The sequence below is a fragment of the Burkholderia sp. MS455 genome (assembly GCF_016899445.1).
Classification (GTDB): domain Bacteria; phylum Pseudomonadota; class Gammaproteobacteria; order Burkholderiales; family Burkholderiaceae; genus Burkholderia; species Burkholderia pyrrocinia_C.
This window is the reverse complement of sequence record NZ_CP041778.1, coordinates 3214426-3227882: the sequence shown is the minus strand read 5'-3', so window position 1 is coordinate 3227882 and position 13457 is coordinate 3214426. Positions and strand designations below refer to the sequence as shown.

Sequence of the window (13457 nt, the reverse complement as noted above, 5' to 3'; positions counted from 1 at the left end):
TGGCTCCGCGCGTCGGCGCGATCGTCGGAGGCCGGGCGCCACATCATGGCGGCGAACGGATCGCGTCGACGATCGATGACGATGCGGCTGCGTTGCCGCCGCGCATCCGGCGCGAATCGGTATCGTGATTCGCACCACGCCGCGAATATCGCCAATGCCGGTGCTCAGCTTGCCGGCATCTTCCCGCCCACCCACACCCCGTCGAAACCGAACGCGACCGGCCCGCTCAGGAACACGCTGCCGGTACCGTCCCATTGAACGGCGACGTCGCCGCCGTCGCATTCCACCCGCACCGTGTGGTCGAGCAGCCCGCGCCGGATGCCGTTGATCGCCGCGCCGCACGAACACGAGCCCGAACCAAGCGGCACGCCGCCGCCGCGCTCCCAGATGCGCAGGCGGATATGCGAGCGGCTGACGACCTGAACGAAGTGCACGTTGGTCTTCAGCGGAAACAGCGGATGCGTTTCGATTGCCGGGCCGAGCGCTTCGATATCGATCGCATCGAGATCGTCGACGAAGAACGTGCAGTGCGGATTGCCCATGCTGCACGCGGCCGGTGCGCCGGGCAACGGAAGAGCGAGCGTGTCGACGGCTTCGGCGACGGGCACGTCCTGCCAGCCGATGCGCGGTGTGCCCATCTCCACCGTGATCAGCCCGTGCGCATCGTGCGAACAGAGCAGGCGCCCGCGGTTGGTGCGCAGCACGACCGACGCCGCGCCGGTTTCCCGCATCACCTTCCACGCAACGCCGCGCGTCGCGCTGCCGCAGGTATCGAGCATCGAGCCGTCGGGGTTCCAGAACGCGACGCGGGCGGCCGCGTCGTCGCAGTCCGATAGCACCGCGAGCTGGTTGAAGCCGATGCCGCGATGCCGGTCGCCCATGCGCCGGACGAGGTCGCGGTCGATCGCGTGTGCTTGAGCCTGATCCTGGCCGCGCAGGTCGACGACGACGAAGTCATCGCCATTCGCGTTCATCTTCTGAAATCGGATCGGCATGGCGGTTCCGGAATCGAGGCACGCGAACACTGTACGTGGCTTGCCGGAGCGGATCAATCGACGTGGTCGGTGTGCGACGCACCACTTGGGGCTCACCCGGATTCCGAAATGAATCGTAAGGCATGTAATATAAATGAAAGATTGAATTCGGATATGTCCTAGTCGGTTATCGCGTGCATTCGTGCAGCGGATCCGACCCACCGCCACGTGTCACCCGGTTCTCAACAGAAACGCCCTATGGAACAACTCGTCGATTCGATCAACGGTGTCATCTGGAGCCCCGCGCTCATCTTCCTCTGCCTCGCCGCAGGGCTGTACTTCTCGCTGCGCACGCGTTTCGCGCAGGTCCGCCACTTCATCGAGATGCTGCGCCTGATGCGCGGCAGCAAGGCCTCGGCGGAAGGCGTGTCGTCGTTCCAGGCGCTGGCGCTGTCGCTGTCGGGGCGCGTCGGCACGGGCAACATCGCGGGCGTCGCCACGGCCATCACGTTCGGCGGCCCCGGCGCGATGTTCTGGATGTGGCTCGTCGCGTTCCTCGGCGCGAGCACCGCGTTCGTCGAATCGACGCTGTCGCAGATCTACAAGGTGCGGCGCGAAGGGCAGTATCGCGGCGGCCCCGCGTATTACATCGAGAAGGGGCTCGGCATCCGCTGGTACGCGGTGGCGTTCGCGATCGCGACCGTGCTCGCGTGCGGGCTGCTGCTGCCCGGCGTGCAGGCGAACGGGATCTCGTCCGCGATCGAGAATTCGTTCGGCATCGCGAAGCCCGTCACCGGCGCGGTGCTCGTGCTGCTGCTCGGCCTGATCATCTTCGGCGGCGTGAAGCGGATCGCGCGCGTCGCGGAAATCGTCGTGCCGTTCATGGCGCTCGGCTACATCCTGATCGCGTGCGTGGTGATTGCGCTCGACATCGAACGCCTGCCGGGCGTCGTCGCGCTGGTGTTCGAGAGTGCGTTCGGCTTCGAGGCCGGCTTCGGCGCGGTGCTCGGCATGGCAATCCAGTGGGGCGTGAAGCGCGGCGTCTATTCGAACGAAGCGGGGCAGGGCACGGGCCCGCACGCGTCGGCCGCCGCCGAAGTGAAACACCCGGCGCAGCAGGGGCTCGTGCAGGCGTTCTCCGTCTATGTCGATACGCTGTTCGTCTGCTCGGCGACGGGCTTCATGATCCTCATCACGGGCGCCTACAACGTGGTCGCGCCGAGCGGCCGCGCGCTGTTCTCGGGCGCCGCGGGCATCGAGGCCGGCCCCGGCTATACGCAGATGGCCGTCGAATCGGTGCTGCCCGGCTTCGGCGCGGCATTTGTCGCGATGGCGCTGTTCTTCTTCGCGTTCACGACCATCCTCGCGTACTACTACATCGCGGAAACCAACGTCGCGTACCTGAGCCGCACGCGCAGCAGCGCCGCCGGCACGTTCGTGCTGCGCGCGGTGATCCTGCTCGCGACGCTGTACGGCGCCGTGAAGAGCGCGAGCGTCGCGTGGGCGCTCGGCGACATCGGCGTCGGGCTGATGGCGTGGCTGAACCTCGTCGCGATCCTGCTGCTGCAGAAGCCGGCGCTCAAGGCGCTGCGCGACTACGAGGCGCAGAAGCGCGCGGCGCGAGCCGTCGTTCGATCCGGCCGCGCTCGGGATCGCGAACGCGACGTTCTGGGAAAAGCGGGAGGCGGCAAATGGCGAACCGGACGGTCGAACCGCGTCGGTCGTGACTGCGGAACGGCAATCGTAGCGCCTGCACGGCGCGGACGCGGGGCCGGCTGTGCGCGTCGAGTCAGCTGTGCGCGCCGAAATTGCCTTCAACGGCAATATCCCTTACCATAAAGTAAGGAATATTGGAGGTGCCATCATGACAGCAGCAACCATCACTTCAAAGGGCCAGGTCACGATCCCCGTGGACGTGCGCAATCAGCTTGGTCTTCAGGCTGGCGACCGGATCGAATTCAGCCTCAACGAGACAACCGGCCGGTATGAGGTTTACCCGGCCACGCGCCCGCTGGCGTCCCTCAAGGGCATCGTGAAGAAGCCCGCGAAACCCGTGTCGATCGAGGACATGAACCGGGCTATCGCGGAGCAGGGGGCATCCGCGCAATGATCGGATTGGATACGAACGTGCTGGTCCGTTACTTCGCACAGGACGACGCCGTACAGTCGAAGAAGGCGACGGCGCTGATGGAGTCCCTGTCGGCCGAACGGCCGGGGTACGTTTCGCAGGTTGCCCTGGTCGAGGTCGTATGGGTGCTCGCGCGCTGCTATGGCGTCGAGCGCGAGCAGATGAACGACATCATCGACTCCATGATCGGCACCAAAGAGCTGGTCGTTGAAGGTGCTGACACGGTGCGAAAGGCACTTCGCGTTTTCGTGGCGTCTGCGAAGGCGGATTTCGCGGATTGCCTGATCGAGCGGTCGGGGCACGTGGCCGAGTGCGAGTACACAGCTACTTTCGACGTGACGGCTTCGAAGGTCGCTGGTATGCAGTTGATCAAGTAATCACGGCGCGAGCCGATATCAGTGTGGCAACTGGGTTGCTAGAGGATTTCGGACAAAGCGAGCGCAGGCGCGCAAAACCGCTGAGTAGCCATGGGAAAACACAGAGCGGAGGGCGGATGTGGTACTGCACCATTCATCCACCGCAAAATACGGATTTCCCTTTTTCCTTCCCTTCGAATGGCAAAAGCGCATCTACGTAATTCTACGTAGCCCCGCATACGTAGTTATCCGCTTGTAAGCCGCCCCTGTCGCACGGAATACTACGGCCCATTGTCGCGGCCTTTGCAAGACTGCGGCACGACGCATCGACGTCACGCGTGTGCGGCCACTTGGCCGCATGCCATCAAAACCACATTGGAGACCAGGAGACGCCATGAATCGGGCTTCCAGTACCCTGCTCTGGATCGCGGTCGCGCTGCTCGGCGCGTTCTCGTTCGGAACGATCGCACTCGCGCACGGCGAGCGCGTGAGTGCCCTCTGGATCGTGATCGCCGCTGTCTGCGTGTATCTGATCGCGTATCGCTTCTACAGCCGTTTCATCGCCAGCAAGGTCATGCAGCTCGACGGGCTGCGGATGACGCCGGCGGTCAAGTTCAACGACGGCCTCGACTACGTGCCGACCAACAAGTACGTGCTGTTCGGCCATCACTTTGCCGCGATCGCCGGCGCGGGGCCGCTCGTCGGGCCCGTGCTCGCCGCGCAGATGGGCTACACGCCCGGCATGCTGTGGATCCTGGCCGGCGTCGTGTTCGCCGGCGCGGTGCAGGACTTCATCGTGCTGTTCATCTCGACGCGCCGCGACGGCCGCTCGCTCGGCGATCTCGTCAAGATGGAGCTCGGCACCGTGCCCGGCGTGATCGCGCTGTTCGGCGCGTTCCTGATCATGGTGATCATCCTCGCGGTGCTCGCGCTGATCGTCGTGAAGGCGCTGACCAATTCGCCGTGGGGCACGTTCACCGTCGCCGCGACGATTCCGATCGCGCTGTTCATGGGCGTCTATACGCGCTACATCCGTCCGGGCCGCATCGGCGAAGTGTCGATCATCGGCTTCGTGCTGCTGATGGCGTCGATCGCGTTCGGCCAGACCGTGCACGATTCGCCCGCGCTCGCTGCGTGGTTCACGTTCAGCGGCACGCAGCTCACGTGGATCCTGATCGGCTATGGCTTCGTCGCATCGGTGCTGCCGGTGTGGCTGCTGCTCGCGCCGCGCGACTACCTGTCGACGTTCCTGAAGATCGGCACGATCCTCGGCCTCGCGATCGGCATCCTGGTCGTCGCGCCGGAACTGAAGATGCCCGCGCTGACGAAGTTCGTCGACGGCACGGGCCCGGTGTGGTCGGGCAACCTGTTCCCGTTCCTGTTCATCACGATCGCGTGCGGCGCGGTGTCGGGCTTCCACGCGCTGATTTCTTCGGGCACGACGCCGAAGCTGATCGACAACGAAACCAACGCGCGCTTCATCGGTTACGGCGCGATGCTGATGGAATCGTTCGTCGCGATCATGGCGCTGGTCGCCGCGTGCGTGATCGAGCCGGGCATCTATTTCGCGATGAACGCGCCGGCCGCCGTGCTCGGCTCGACGCCGGAAGCCGTCGCGAACACCGTCACGCAGTGGGGCTTCGTGCTGACGCCTGACATGCTCACGCAGACCGCGAAGGCCGTCGGCGAAACGACGATCATCGCGCGCGCGGGCGGTGCGCCGACGCTGGCTGTCGGCATGGCGCACATCCTGCACCAGGTGATCGGCGGCGAAGCGATGATGGCGTTCTGGTATCACTTCGCGATCCTGTTCGAGGCGCTGTTCATCCTGACGGCCGTCGACGCCGGCACGCGCGCGGGCCGTTTCATGCTGCAGGATCTGCTCGGCACGTTCCACCCGGCGCTCAAGCGCACCGAGTCGCTGCCCGCGAACCTGGTCGCCACCGGGCTGTGCGTGGCCGCATGGGGCTACTTCCTGTACCAGGGCGTGGTCGATCCGCTCGGCGGCATCAACACGCTGTGGCCGCTGTTCGGCATCTCGAACCAGATGCTCGCCGCGATCGCGCTGGTGCTCGGCACCGTCGTGCTGTTCAAGATGAAGCGCGAGCGCTATGCATGGGTGACGATCGTGCCGACGGCATGGCTGCTGATCTGCACGCTGACGGCCGGCTGGCAGAAGATTTTCGACGCGAACCCGAAGGTCAGCTTCCTCGCGCACGCCGCGAAGCTGCAGGCCGCGGTGGACGAAGGCAAGGTGCTCGCGCCGGCCAAGTCGATCGCGCAGATGAAGCGGATCATCTTCAACGACTATATCGATGCGGCGCTGGCCGGGCTGTTCATCTTCGTCGTCATCTGCATCGCGGTGTACGGCGTGATCGCCGTGCTGCGCGCGCGCCGCGAGTCGAAGCCGACCGTGCGCGAGACGCCGTACGAAGCGATGCCGGCCGCGCAGGCGCTCGGCAGCGGACGTTAAGGGGAGGCCGCGATGTTCAGCGATCTTGGCAGCGACCTGCGCAGCGCGGGGCGTTACCTCGGGCAGGCGTTGCGGCTGATGGTCGGCCTGCCCGACTACGACACCTATGTCGCGCACATGCGCGAAACCCATCCGGACCGCGAGCCGATGACGTACGAGGAATTTTTCCGCGAGCGTCAGAATGCGCGGTACGGGTCGGGAGCAGGGAAGTGCTGCTGAACCGGGCCGGTGAAAGGGTTCTGTGATTTACAAGGAAGCGCCGCGATGGATTTCGCGGCGCTTTTTCTTTGGCGGGGCAGACGGCGCGCCTGTCGCGGATATCGCCGCGTCGTTTGCCGGCGCGCAGCACGGCAACGTCCGGCGGCCGGTATCATAGAACTCATTTTTCCCCGGTGAACCCGCAGGAGAACACGTCGTGCATGTCGGTGAGCGTTTCAACAGCATTTCCCATCTCGTCGGCGCGGTGCTGTCGGTGGCGGGCCTCGTGGCGCTCGTGACGATGGGCGCGCTCGAAGGCGACCCGTACAAGGTGGTGAGCTTCAGCGTGTACGGCGCGATGCTGATCCTGCTCTATGCGATCTCGACGCTGTACCACAGCGTGCGCAACCCGCGCCTGAAAGCGATCCTGCAGAAATGCGACCATTCGGCGATCTACCTGCTGATCGCCGGCAGCTACACGCCGTTTACGCTGGTCACGTTGCGCGGCCCGTGGGGCTGGTCGCTGTTCGGTGTGAGCTGGGGGCTCGCCGTGCTGGGCATCGTGCAGGAACTGACGCTCGGGCGGCGCACGCGCATGCTGTCGATGATCCTGTACGTGCTGATGGGCTGGCTCGCGCTCGTCGCGGTGCGCCCGCTGATCCATGCGCTGCCGCCGGTGGGCACCGCGTGGCTCGTGGCCGGCGGCGTGATCTACAGCGCCGGGATTTACTTCTTCATCAACGACGAACGCATCCGTCACGGGCACGGTATCTGGCACCTGTTCGTGCTGGCCGGCAGCCTGTGCCAGTTCGTCAGTGTCGCGATGTATGTGGCGTGAGCGGAATGCGCTGTCGGCGCGCGGCGGTCATGGCCGCGGCCCGCTCGCCGGCGGCCGTCAGGCGCGGTCGGGCGCCGGCTTCGCGGCTTGCAGCGCGAGAAAGCCGACCCATCCCCAGTACACGCGATGATGCGCGATCAGCCCGTCGCGCAGATCCATCACCTCGACGAGATCGACCTGGTCGCCTTCCGGCGTTTCGCGCGGATATTCCCATGTGAGCTGGCGGCCGTTCGAGAAGAACGACCCGGTCCGGTACCAGCGTCCGAGCCTGTTGCCCGGATTGCGCAGGCCGGCCGCGAAGAACTCGCCGATCGCGGCCTTGCCGTGCAGCACGCCCGAGCCGTGGTCGGGCAGCGTGACGACGGCGAGCGGTGTTTCGAGCACCGCGTCGTCCGCGTACAGCGACATCAGCGCATCGAGATCGCGAGCGACGACGGCGGCGTGCCAGCCTGCATGGATGCGCCGGGCATCGGCGTCGGCGTGTGTCATGGCGGGTTCCCTGAAGTGTCGATAACGGAACCCACTGTATGAGCGCGACGCCGCGAGACGTTTCACGTCGGCCCGAAACGTGGATGCGGCCCTGGTTGAAGGCGGCCGCGCGTCAGACCTTATCCGGCCAGCGCGTCGAGATTCAGCACATAGGATTTGCCGATCCACACCGCGCAATCGCGATGGTCGCGCAGGTCGTCGCCGGTATTCGGATGCAGGAAGATATCGAGCGCGCCGTGGTTCAGCACGAGCCACGGCACGATGTCGTCGAATCGCGCGGCGTCGAACGCGATCTGGTACGACCATGCCGGATGCGGGCCGACGAGGCGTTCGTGAAAGCGGCCGAGTTCGATGACCGCGCCGAACCGTTCGTCGACGACCTGGCGAAACGCCCAGGCCGCGTCGCGGCTGGCCGCATCGAAATAGACGTGCGCGTGCCAACTGTCGATGGCGGTAGTGTCGAGGGCAGCCATGGAAGGACTCGATAAAAATGGGAATGCATGAAGCGCCGTGCGAAACGGCCGATGCGTGATTATCGCGCGTCCTTGCCGTATGCGTCGTGTCACGGTCCGGCAATCCGAAGCCGATGATTTGTCCTGTATCAGAAGAACCGTTTGATCCGACGAAACCGGGCTTGTGGTATCGGCATGCGCGATATCACGCCGGAAGCCGCGCCGGCACGTGCGCTGGCCGGGGTGGCACCGGCAACACGTCATTTCGGAAATTGAAAAAGCGGTGCGAGCGTGCTTTGAGGAAACCGGAAAAATGCAATCAGGCAGTTGAATGAAATAAAGAAATTCCGTTTCGGCGGGATGGGGGAATGACGCAGATCGCACGCCGAATGCAAGGCTGAAAATATCAATTGCGAAATCGGCTATTCAAGCGGAATGCGGCGCGACATACGATGGTTTCAACGCATCGACGATCGCGATCGATGCGGGGACAACCATCTGGAGGCCACCATGCGATCCCTCGTTCCTGTTGCCGTTCTTTCTTGCGCACTCGTTGCGCTGCCCGCCGTCAGCTTCGCGCAGTCGGCCGGTTCCGACTGGTCGCCGAATGCCGCACGGCTGAGCTGGTCGGCGGCGCGTGCCGAAACCGACGCGCAACTGATGCAGATGGCGCGTGCCGGCTATCGCGCGACGACGGCCGGCAACCAGAACTATCCGCTCGCGATGCAGCGTGCGCTCGAACGTGTCCGCAATCCGGTGCCCGACCGGTCGCGCGAAGAGCGGGCCGCGATGGAAGCGCGCGCCGCGCGCGACGTGCAGGGCGGCCATCCGGTCAAGGCGTTCTTCGTGAAGACCGCGTACTACCTGAAAGGCGAGAACACGTTCTGATGCGGCAGACGAGCATGGCTTGCCAGCTTCGATTCGCCAACGTCGCGCGCGCGTCGGCACCGAGCCGGTTGCCGGATGCGCGAGCGACGCCGCGACGCAACGACGGGCACGGCGCGCGGCGCCGTGCGAAGGACAACCGCACTGCGGGGCGCGGCACGGCCGCGTGTCGCGCCGCGTGGCCGGATTTCGCGTCGAGCGATGCTGCCGAGGGCGAGCGCGAATCATGAAGGCCGGCCGGAAGAACCGTCGCCGCGTGCCGCTGACCCGCGAATGGCTGCTGCCGCTGCCGCCCGCGCATGCACGCGACATCTCGCTGAAATGCCACATGGCGCTCGTCGCGCTGCGCGGCGAGCACGGCAACGAGGCGCTGCTGATGCGGTTGCGCACGAGCGTCTATCTGGTGTTCCTGGCGATCGACGATGCGGTGTGCGGGGGCGCGGACATCGACCTGTGCGTCGACGCGGAGCGTGCGCTCGATGCGGGCGTGGCGCGCGCGGCGCAAAGCGGCGCATGGGCGCTGCGCGACGACGAATGCGCAGTGCTCGAGCGCGTGCTTGCGGCGCACGATACCTGCGTTGCGACGCTTACGCGGCATCGGCTTGCCGAGCTGTGGCGTCATGTCTGCGTGTTCGCGACGAGCGGCCAGCCGGCGCTCGTCGCGAGCGCGGCGGAGAAGATGCGTATGAACGCGGCCGCATCGCTGGTTGCGTAGTGCCGCGCGCCAGTTTTGCAGGGAGGATGGAGGAGACAGGGCCGGCCGCACCGGCGCGGCCGATGCAATCGCGCGACGTCGGCGATTGCGCGGCCGCCGCGACAATGTGGTGCGGGCACAATCCAGCGGCCCAAAACAAAAGCGCCACGGAGCGAACTCCGTGGCGCTTCATTCATGCCCGCCGGCGCGGAGGCACGGCCGCCGCGCGGCGAAATGCGCTTAAGCTTAAGCCGCCGTTGCCGGCTTCGCCGGCTTCTGCAGCTTGCCCTTGCCGGCGCGCTGGATTTCCTCGAGCTTGATCTCGACGTGGCGCGAGAATACGTACTCGGCAGGGCGCTGCTTCGCGATCGAGATGTCCGGTGCGAACGGGCCGTCGGTCTTGATGCCCTTCGTGCTCACGCGCAGCGCTTTCAGCGGGTGCGCGATCGTGTCCATCACGGCCGTTGCCTCGAAGCCGCAGTGGACCATGCAGTCAGCGCACTTCTCGTAGTTGCCGACGCCGTAGTTGTCCCACTCGGTCGTTTCCATCAGTTCCTTGAAGGTCTTCACGTAACCTTCGCCGACCAGGTAGCACGGCTTCTGCCAGCCGAACACCGTACGCGCCGGGTTGCCCCACGGTGTGCACTTGTACGTCTGGTTGCCGGCCAGGAAGTCGAGGAACAGCGACGACTGGCTGAACGACCAGCGCTTGCCGCCTTCGCCGCGCTTCAGGATTTCGCGGAACAGGTTCTTCGTCTTGTCGCGGTTCAGGAAGTGCTGCTGATCCGGCGCGCGCTCGTACGCGTAGCCCGGCGACACCGTGATGCCGTCGACGCCGATCGGCCCCAGCGTGTCGAAGAACTTCGCCACGCGCTCGGGCACCGCATCGTTGAACAGCGTGCAGTTGATGTTCACGCGGAAGCCGCGGCGCTTCGCTTCCTTGATCGCCGCGACGGCCTTGTCGTACACGCCTTCCTGCGACACCGAGTGATCGTGCGCCTGCTGGTCGCCGTCGAGGTGGACCGACCAGACGAAATACGGGCTCGGCGCGTAGTCGTCCATCTTCTTTTCCATCAGCAGCGCGTTCGTGCACAGGTACACGAATTTCTTGCGCTTCATGATGCCCTTGACGATTTCCGGCATCTCCTTGTGGAGCAGCGGTTCGCCGCCGGCGATCGACACGACGGGCGCGCCGCACTCGTCGACGGCCTGCAGGCATTCCTCGACGGACAGGCGCTGGTTCAGGATCGGGTCCGGATAATCGATCTTGCCGCAGCCGTTGCACGCGAGGTTGCAGCGGAACAGCGGCTCGAGCATCAGCGCGAGCGGATAGCGTTTGTTGCCGGACAGGTGCTGGCGCACGATATACGCGCCGACACGGACTTGCTGGAGCAGCGGAATAGACAAGGGATGTCCTCCTTAAACTTCGCGGGCGACAGCTTGCGTGAGCTTCGCCGGCAGCTTGAATTCGACTTTTTCCTCACGGCCCGCCATCGTCGCGACATCGACGGGCCCCAGCGCGCGCAGCGCGCCGATTACATCCTCGACCATCTCTTCGGGCGCCGACGCGCCGGCGGTCAGGCCGACCGTCTGCACGCCCGCAAACCATTCGGCTTTCACTTCCGAGCCGTCGGCGACGAGATAGCTCGGCACACCGCTTTCGGTGCCGATCTCGCGCAGGCGGTTCGAGTTCGAGCTGTTCGTCGCGCCGACGACGAGCAGCACGTCAACCTGTTCGCTCAGCTCGCGCACGGCGGCCTGGCGATTCTGTGTGGCATAGCAGATGTCGCGCGTGTCCGGGCCGACCAGGTCGGTGAACCGGCGCTGCAGCGCTTCGATGATGCCGCGCGTATCGTCGACCGACAGCGTGGTCTGCGTGATGTACGCGACCGGCGTATCGACGGGCAGCGTCAGCGTCGCGACTTCGGCTTCGCTCTGCACGAGGATCACCTCGGCCGGAATCTGGCCGATCGTACCCTCGACTTCCGGGTGGCCCGCGTGGCCGATCAGGATCAGCCGGCGGCCCGCCGCGACATACTGGCGGCCCTGCACGTGCACCTTCGTGACGAGCGGGCAGGTCGCGTCGAGCACGTCGAGCCCGCGCGTTTCCGCGTCGCGCTCGACCGTCTGGGCGACACCGTGCGCGCTGAAGATCGCGACAGCGCCGTGCGGCACCTCGTCGAGTTCCTCAACGAATCGTGCCCCTTTATTACGCAGGTTTTCGACGACATGCCGGTTATGAACGATCTCATGACGCACATAAACCGGCGCGCCGTGCTGTTGCAGCGCGCGATCGACGATCTCGATCGCACGGACAACCCCCGCACAAAAGCCGCGGGGCTGGGCAAGGATGACTCGCATAAGTGAGCGAACTCCGACGACAGACGCCGGGGTTCGAAGAGCTGGCACCAACTCGATCGCCCCGGCTTGAAGTTATGAAGGCAGGAACGAACCGGCCAGACCAGGCCCCGGAACCCCGAATTAATCGCGCATTTTAACCCTATCGGGCAGTCCTTGCTCTGGTGCCGTATCTTCCGTGTTGCAATTGCGTGAGAGCCGCGTCGGCGCTGGCGCGCGCGGAACCCAGTAAACTACGCGGTTTCGCGGGCGGCCGCTCCGGCTGCCCGGCGTCGCGCTCATTTCAAGGCCATTCGATGACCGTCGATTCTTACGCGTATTGCCCGGCCGCCCGAGCGGTTTCGGGCGTTTTGTTCCTGACCCCCATTCAAAACGCCGGCGTCCGGCCGGAGGCGCGCCGATGATGCTGGTGATCGCTTTCCTGGTGTCCGGCCTGTCGCTGATGATCTGGATCGTGCTGCTCGTCGCGCGCGGCGGCTTCTGGCGCGCGGTGCCGGCGCGGCCGCTGCCGCCCGACGCGCGCGGTGCGGCGGCCGACGCGGGCTGGCCGGCCGTCGTCGCGGTCGTGCCGGCGCGCAACGAGGCCGACGTGATCGCCCGCGCGGCGACTTCGCTGCTCGAGCAGGATTATCCGGGCGACTTTCATCTGATCATCGTCGACGACCACAGCGACGACGGCACCGCCGACGCGGCCCGTGCGGCGGCGCTCGCGATCAACCGCGCCGACCGGCTGACGGTGCTGGCCGCGAAGCCGCTGCCGGCCGGCTGGTCGGGCAAGGTGTGGGCGCAGTCGCAGGGGATCGCCGCGGTGCAGACGCTCGGCCTGCCGGCCGACTACCTGCTGCTGACGGATGCCGACATCGGCCACCCGCCCGATGCCGTCGCGCAGCTCGTCACGCGCGCGCAGGCCGAGCACCGCGATCTCGTGTCGCTGATGGTGCGGCTGCGCTGCGATTCGTTCTGGGAAAAGGCGCTGATCCCGGCGTTCGTGTTCTTCTTCGCGAAGCTCTACCCGTTCTCGTGGATCAACAACCCGCGCAACCGGACGGCCGGCGCCGCGGGCGGCTGCATGCTCGTGAAGCGCACGGCGCTCGAGGAAGCGGGCGGCATCGAGTCGATCCGCGGCGCGCTGATCGACGACTGCAGCCTCGCCGCGCAGATCAAGCATCGCGGCAGCGGCCGCCATCCGATCCGGCTCGACCTGGCCGACCGCAGTGTGTCGCTGCGCCCGTACGACAGCTGGCGCGACATCTGGAACATGATCGCGCGCACCGCGTTCACGCAGCTGCACTATTCGCCGCTGCTGCTGGCCGGCACGCTGCTCGGGATGGCGGTCATCTACCTCGTGCCGCCCGTCGCGGCGCTCGCGTACGGCGCGCGCGCGTGGCCGGCGTGGCTCGCGTGGGCGTCGATGTGCGCCGCGTATGCGCCGATGCTGCGCTACTACCGGCGCTCGCCGCTGTGGGCGCCCGCGCTGCCGCTCGTCGCGCTGTTCTACGTCGGCGCGACGTTCGCGTCCGCGTGGCGCTACTGGCGCGGCAAGGGCGGCCAGTGGAAGGCGCGCGTGCAGGCGCCGGTGGAGCGCTGAGCGTTTCGCGCGCCGTTGGCGCGC

At 66.1% G+C, this 13457-nt stretch carries 13 protein-coding genes and 1 pseudogene; 9 read left to right on the top strand and 5 right to left on the bottom strand.

Annotation, left to right across the window (positions count from 1 at the left end):
• Nucleotides 1–164 precede the first annotated feature (164 nt).
• Nucleotides 165–995: a diaminopimelate epimerase gene (gene dapF, locus FPJ27_RS18825; RefSeq protein ID WP_204422102.1), complete on the bottom strand. Its 831-nt coding sequence runs from the start codon at nucleotides 993–995 to the stop codon at nucleotides 165–167.
• Nucleotides 996–1232: 237 nt separating this feature from the next.
• Here dapF and FPJ27_RS18820 point away from each other — a divergent pair.
• From FPJ27_RS18820 to FPJ27_RS18795, 6 genes and pseudogenes are all read left to right on the top strand, one after another.
• Nucleotides 1233–2721: pseudogene (locus FPJ27_RS18820) on the top strand (alanine/glycine:cation symporter family protein).
• A 117-nt stretch (nucleotides 2722–2838) separates the two neighbouring features.
• Nucleotides 2839–3084 (top strand): AbrB/MazE/SpoVT family DNA-binding domain-containing protein, encoded by a 246-nt coding sequence (locus FPJ27_RS18815; protein WP_072440283.1) that lies wholly within the window; start codon nucleotides 2839–2841, stop codon nucleotides 3082–3084.
• On the top strand, nucleotides 3081–3479 hold the full coding sequence (locus FPJ27_RS18810; RefSeq protein ID WP_072440013.1) for a type II toxin-antitoxin system VapC family toxin: 399 nt from the start codon (nucleotides 3081–3083) through the stop codon (nucleotides 3477–3479). Before FPJ27_RS18815 ends, FPJ27_RS18810 begins: the two co-directional genes overlap by 4 nt.
• A 373-nt stretch (nucleotides 3480–3852) precedes the next feature.
• Nucleotides 3853–5931 carry a carbon starvation CstA family protein gene (locus FPJ27_RS18805; protein ID WP_204422101.1) on the top strand — a complete coding sequence of 693 codons (2079 nt, stop codon included), beginning with the start codon at nucleotides 3853–3855 and terminating at the stop codon, nucleotides 5929–5931.
• Between the two features lie 12 nt (nucleotides 5932–5943).
• A complete protein-coding gene (locus FPJ27_RS18800) occupies nucleotides 5944–6150 on the top strand; it encodes a YbdD/YjiX family protein (RefSeq protein WP_006480280.1) in 207 nt (68 codons plus the stop codon).
• A 196-nt stretch (nucleotides 6151–6346) separates the two neighbouring features.
• A complete protein-coding gene (locus tag FPJ27_RS18795) occupies nucleotides 6347–6967 on the top strand; it encodes a hemolysin III family protein (protein ID WP_047902192.1) in 621 nt (206 codons plus the stop codon).
• Nucleotides 6968–7024: 57 nt separating this feature from the next.
• Here FPJ27_RS18795 and FPJ27_RS18790 read toward each other — a convergent pair whose 3' ends face one another.
• Nucleotides 7025–7456 (bottom strand): nuclear transport factor 2 family protein, encoded by a 432-nt coding sequence (locus FPJ27_RS18790; RefSeq protein ID WP_204422100.1) that lies wholly within the window; start codon nucleotides 7454–7456, stop codon nucleotides 7025–7027.
• A gap of 119 nt (nucleotides 7457–7575) precedes the next feature.
• Nucleotides 7576–7929, bottom strand: a complete 354-nt coding sequence (locus tag FPJ27_RS18785; protein WP_072440019.1) for a DOPA 4,5-dioxygenase family protein — start codon at nucleotides 7927–7929, stop codon at nucleotides 7576–7578.
• A 489-nt stretch (nucleotides 7930–8418) separates the two neighbouring features.
• On the opposite strand from FPJ27_RS18785, the gene FPJ27_RS18780 reads away from it, so the two are divergent.
• Nucleotides 8419–8796 (top strand): hypothetical protein, encoded by a 378-nt coding sequence (locus tag FPJ27_RS18780; RefSeq protein ID WP_204422099.1) that lies wholly within the window; start codon nucleotides 8419–8421, stop codon nucleotides 8794–8796.
• Between the two features lie 223 nt (nucleotides 8797–9019).
• The gene (locus FPJ27_RS18775; RefSeq protein ID WP_072440021.1) at nucleotides 9020–9508 is read left to right on the top strand and encodes a hypothetical protein; all 489 of its coding nucleotides are present in this window, start codon (nucleotides 9020–9022) and stop codon (nucleotides 9506–9508) included.
• 225 nt (nucleotides 9509–9733) lie between these two features.
• Here FPJ27_RS18775 and hpnH read toward each other — a convergent pair whose 3' ends face one another.
• Together hpnH and ispH are read right to left on the bottom strand one after the other, a co-directional pair.
• Nucleotides 9734–10894, bottom strand: a complete 1161-nt coding sequence (gene hpnH, locus FPJ27_RS18770) for an adenosyl-hopene transferase HpnH (RefSeq protein ID WP_034181593.1) — start codon at nucleotides 10892–10894, stop codon at nucleotides 9734–9736.
• A 12-nt stretch (nucleotides 10895–10906) separates the two neighbouring features.
• Entirely contained in the window at nucleotides 10907–11848 is a 942-nt protein-coding gene (gene ispH / locus FPJ27_RS18765; RefSeq protein WP_034181594.1) for a 4-hydroxy-3-methylbut-2-enyl diphosphate reductase, read from the bottom strand.
• Nucleotides 11849–12245: 397 nt separating this feature from the next.
• Between ispH and FPJ27_RS18760 the strand changes: the two genes are divergently transcribed.
• A complete protein-coding gene (locus FPJ27_RS18760) occupies nucleotides 12246–13433 on the top strand; it encodes a glycosyltransferase (RefSeq protein ID WP_204422098.1) in 1188 nt (395 codons plus the stop codon).
• Nucleotides 13434–13457 lie beyond the last annotated feature (24 nt).

What these genes read in the sequence shown, in the direction of transcription:
- FPJ27_RS18785 (WP_072440019.1), bottom strand. Translation starts at nt 7,929, where the DNA reads ATGGCTGCCCTCGACACTACCGCCATCGACAGTTGGCACGCGCACGTC.
- FPJ27_RS18780 (WP_204422099.1), top strand. Translation starts at nt 8,419, where the DNA reads ATGCGATCCCTCGTTCCTGTTGCCGTTCTTTCTTGCGCACTCGTTGCG.
- dapF (WP_204422102.1), bottom strand. Translation starts at nt 995, where the DNA reads ATGCCGATCCGATTTCAGAAGATGAACGCGAATGGCGATGACTTCGTC.
- ispH (WP_034181594.1), bottom strand. Translation starts at nt 11,848, where the DNA reads ATGCGAGTCATCCTTGCCCAGCCCCGCGGCTTTTGTGCGGGGGTTGTC.
- FPJ27_RS18790 (WP_204422100.1), bottom strand. Translation starts at nt 7,456, where the DNA reads ATGACACACGCCGACGCCGATGCCCGGCGCATCCATGCAGGCTGGCAC.
- FPJ27_RS18810 (WP_072440013.1), top strand. Translation starts at nt 3,081, where the DNA reads ATGATCGGATTGGATACGAACGTGCTGGTCCGTTACTTCGCACAGGAC.
- FPJ27_RS18805 (WP_204422101.1), top strand. Translation starts at nt 3,853, where the DNA reads ATGAATCGGGCTTCCAGTACCCTGCTCTGGATCGCGGTCGCGCTGCTC.
- FPJ27_RS18760 (WP_204422098.1), top strand. Translation starts at nt 12,246, where the DNA reads ATGATGCTGGTGATCGCTTTCCTGGTGTCCGGCCTGTCGCTGATGATC.
- FPJ27_RS18775 (WP_072440021.1), top strand. Translation starts at nt 9,020, where the DNA reads ATGAAGGCCGGCCGGAAGAACCGTCGCCGCGTGCCGCTGACCCGCGAA.
- FPJ27_RS18800 (WP_006480280.1), top strand. Translation starts at nt 5,944, where the DNA reads ATGTTCAGCGATCTTGGCAGCGACCTGCGCAGCGCGGGGCGTTACCTC.
- FPJ27_RS18815 (WP_072440283.1), top strand. Translation starts at nt 2,839, where the DNA reads ATGACAGCAGCAACCATCACTTCAAAGGGCCAGGTCACGATCCCCGTG.